This window comes from Isoptericola sp. NPDC057391, from assembly GCF_042668085.1.
Lineage (GTDB): Bacteria > Actinomycetota > Actinomycetes > Actinomycetales > Cellulomonadaceae > Isoptericola.
Genome location: NZ_JBHVBO010000282.1, coordinates 1 through 3600, shown reverse-complemented (window position 1 = coordinate 3600; position 3600 = coordinate 1). Strand labels below are relative to the sequence as shown.

Genomic DNA, 3600 nt, shown 5'->3' with positions numbered 1-3600 from the left:
GTTGCGAACCCGCCCGGGCTTCTCTATCTCGCGGGTCTGGGTTCTCTATCTCGGCATCAGGGCAGGAGGCGGGCGCCGTGCGCGGGGCCGGAGGTGCACCACACGGAGTCGGCGGCGCCCTCGGCGGTCCAGGAGGCGGCGATGGCGAGCGCGTGCTGGCGCGACCGGGCGAGCGCCGCGACGGTGGGCCCGGACCCGGAGACGACGGCGCCCAGCGCGCCCGCGTCGGTCGCGACGCCGAGCGTGCGCTCCAGCTCCGGCCGCAGGGAGAGCGCCGCGGGCTGGAGGTCATTGTGCAGGGCCTGCCCCAGCCCGTGCGCGTCGCCGGCCCGCAGCGCCTGCATGAGCGCGGTGTCCTCCGCGAGGCCGGGGTCGTCGTCGGCGTCCGGGCCGGCCAGCTCGTCGAAGCGGCCGTAGACGGCGGGCGTCGACAGGCCCTCGGCCTGGGCGGCGAACACCCAGTGGAACTCGCCGCGGGCCATGGCGGGGGTCAGCAGGTGGCCGCGCCCGGTCCCGACGGCGGTGTGCCCCAGCAGGGCGAAGGGGACGTCCGAGCCGAGGTCCGCGGCGAGCGCCGACAGGTCGTCGCGGCTCAGACCGGTCTGCCACAGCGCGTCGCAGGCGACGAGCGTGGCCGCGGCGTCCGCGGAACCGCCCGCCATCCCCCCGGCGACGGGCACGCCCTTGGCCAGGTGCAGCGCGACGTCCGGCGCCACGCCGACCTGGGTCGCGAGCGCCTCGGCCGCACGCCAGGCGAGGTTCGTCCCGTCGACGGGCACGAGGTCGGCCTGGGGGCCGTCGACGGTGATCGTCAATCCGGCGCCCTCGGGCACCTGCGTGGCGGTCACCTCCTCGTAGAGGGCCACGGCCTGGAAGATCGTCGACAGCGGGTGGTAGCCGTCGGCCTGGCGCGCGCCGACGCGCAGCGACAGGTTGACCTTGCCGGGCGCGCGCACACGGACCGACGGCGACGGGGCGGCGGCGAGATGCGTCACGCGTCCACCGTGCCCGCCGCGACGGGAAGCTGCTCGGCGATCCGCGCGAAGTCCGCGACCTCGAGCCGCTCGCCCCGCAGGCCGGGGTCGACGCCGGCGGCCCGCAGCGCCTCCTCCGCGGCGGCACCCGAGCCGAACGTGCCGGACAGGGCGGCCCGCAGCGTCTTGCGCCGCTGGGCGAAGGCGGCGTCGACGACGGCGAACACCTGCTCGCGCGTCGCGGTCGTGGCGGGCGGGTCGCGCCGCTCGAGCCAGACGAGCGCCGAGTCCACGTTGGGCTCCGGCCAGAACACGTGCCGGCTGACGTTCAGCGACCGGCGCGCCTCGGCGTACCAGGCGGCCTTGACCGACGGGACGCCGTAGGTGCGCGACCCGGGCCCGGCGGCCAGCCGGTCGGCCACCTCGGCCTGCACCATGACGAGCACGCGCTCCAGGCTGGGGAAGCGCTGCAGAAACGTGAGGAGAACGGGCACGGCCACGTTGTACGGCAGGTTCGCGACGAGCGCCGTCGGCGGCTCCCCGGGCAGCTCGGTGACCTCGAGCGCGTCGGCGGGGACCACCTCGAAGTCGGCCTCGGGCGCGTGCCTGCGCACGGTCTCGGCGATCTGGCCCGCCAGCACCGGGTCGATCTCGACCGCCACGACGGACGCGCCGGCCTCCAGGAGGCCGAGGGTCAGCGACCCCAGCCCGGGGCCGATCTCGACGACCCGCTCCCCCGGCCGCAGCCCGGCGGCACGGACGATCTTGCGCACCGTGCCGCCGTCGTGCACGAAGTTCTGCCCGAGCGTCTTGGTGGGGCGGACGCCGAGGCGCCCTGCCAGCTCGCGGATCTCCGCAGGGCCGAGCAGGGCGCCAGGGCTGTTCGTCATGGGGGCGAGTCTATTCGTCGGCCCGCGGCCGACGACTCGGGGCAGGTCGGCCCAGGTCGACTCAGTACCAGCCCACCGACTGCGAGTGGCCCCACGCGCCGCACGGCGTGCCGTACACGTCCGCGATGTAGCCGAGGCCCCACTCGATCTGCGTGGCGGGGTTGGTCTGCCAGTCGGACCCGGCGGACGCCATCTTCGAGCCGGGCAGCGACTGCGGGATGCCGTAGGCGCCGGACGACGGGTTGGTCGCCGAGGCGTCCCAGCCCGACTCCTTGGTCCAGAGCGACTCAAGGCAGCTCCACTGCTCGCCGGACCAGCCGCGCGCCGCGGCCATCTGCTGGCCGATCGAGCGGGTGGAGCCGGAGTAGGTCGGCGTCTTCGGCTCGGGCTCCGGGCGCTCCTTGGTGCCCTTCACCAGCACGCGGGTCACGGGCTTCGCGGTGACCTCGTCCGACACCTTGGTCTTCTTCACGACCTTGCCGTCGATCGTCGTGACCTGGTGGACGATCGTGCGCTGCCCGTCCTTGCCCTTCTTCACGACCTTCGGGTCGAGGTCGGAGTACCGGTCGCCGGACTTCTTGGTCGTCGTCCTGTGGTCGACGGCCTTGGTGGTCGTGACGTTCTTGGTCTCGACGCGCTGCACGACGACGGCCACCTGCGGCGCGGCGGTCTCGGCGGCGGGGGCCTCGGCAGCGACCTGCTCGGTCTGCGCGCCGTCGGTCGCGGCCTGCTTCTCGGCCTGCTTCTTCTGGTCCGCGACGGCGGCGGCGACGTGCTTCTTCACCTCGCCGTTGGCGGCGTCGGTGACGTGCACCCGGTCGCTCTTGCCGAGCTCCACGTCCGCCTGGGCCAGCACGGCCTCGACGTCGTCCGCGTCCTCGACCACGTCGGTGGTGCCGTCGTGCACCACGGCCACGGGCCCGTCCGTGTCGACGTCCACGGGCAGCGAGGCACGCTCCCCGTCGCGGGAGGCGACGATGCGCACGTCGCCGCCGCGGGCGGTGAGGGTGTCGAGCGCCTCGTCGGCGTCGAGGGCGGTGACCCAGGCGTCGGTGTCCTTGCCGTCCACCTGCAGGCTGAGCTCCTTGCCGGAGCGCACGACGACGTCGGAGCCGTCCTCGAGCGCGGCGTCGGCCGCCGGGGTCACGAGGTCACGGTCACCGACGACGACGCCCTGGGAGGTGAGCAGGTCGTCGACGGAGCCGGAGTAGGAGGTCACGGTCTTCACGTCGCCGTCCACGTCGAGCGTGACGGTCTTGCGGGCGTCCGCGTAGGCGACGGCGCCGCCGGCGACGGCGACCGCGGCGACGGTCGCGGCGGCCAGGAACGGCCAGCGGCGGCGGGACCGGGTCGTGGCGGGCGCGAGGGTGTCGGCGTCCGGCACGGCGGGCAGGGCAGAGGTCTGGGGAGAACGGGTCACGAGAGTCCAGTCGTCGTGCTGTCCGGGCACGATGGTCGAGGGCGGACCCAGGCGGCCCGTCACGCACCGGGGCGGCGCGCTCGCGCCTCGCTCCCGGCCCCCGCGCCCGGAGGGCGCCGAGTTCCGACCCACCGATCCGGCGGTTCAGGGGCCCGCGTCGCATACACCCGAAGGGCATGACTCGCACGCGGGACACCCGACCGTAACCGATTCGTTATCGGAGACCTAATCCGACGGCGCCGTCGTGACGAGACCCACAGCCCGTCCGGCAGGACGGGGCGCCGACGCACGACCGCCCGGGACGGCGGTGCCGTCC

The 3600-nt window shown here is 74.9% G+C and carries 3 protein-coding genes; all 3 read right to left on the bottom strand.

Going from position 1 to position 3600, the window contains the following annotated elements; translation table 11 throughout:
* Window positions 1–56 precede the first annotated feature (56 nt).
* Window positions 57–995 (bottom strand): 4-(cytidine 5'-diphospho)-2-C-methyl-D-erythritol kinase, encoded by a 939-nt coding sequence (locus ACFUVW_RS20215; RefSeq protein ID WP_430573086.1) that lies wholly within the window; start codon window positions 993–995, stop codon window positions 57–59.
* Window positions 992–1864, bottom strand: a complete 873-nt coding sequence (gene rsmA, locus ACFUVW_RS20210; RefSeq protein ID WP_430573085.1) for a 16S rRNA (adenine(1518)-N(6)/adenine(1519)-N(6))-dimethyltransferase RsmA — start codon at window positions 1862–1864, stop codon at window positions 992–994. Before rsmA ends, ACFUVW_RS20215 begins: the two co-directional genes overlap by 4 nt.
* A 61-nt stretch (window positions 1865–1925) precedes the next feature.
* Complete coding sequence (locus ACFUVW_RS20205) at window positions 1926–3284, bottom strand: ubiquitin-like domain-containing protein (protein WP_430573084.1); 1359 nt, start codon at window positions 3282–3284, stop codon at window positions 1926–1928.
* Between the last annotated feature and the right edge of the window lie 316 nt (window positions 3285–3600).

Bases quoted from the DNA above. Each gene is read 5' to 3' on its own strand.
- rsmA (WP_430573085.1), bottom strand. From the start codon at position 1,864: ATGACGAACAGCCCTGGCGCCCTGCTCGGCCCTGCGGAGATCCGCGAG.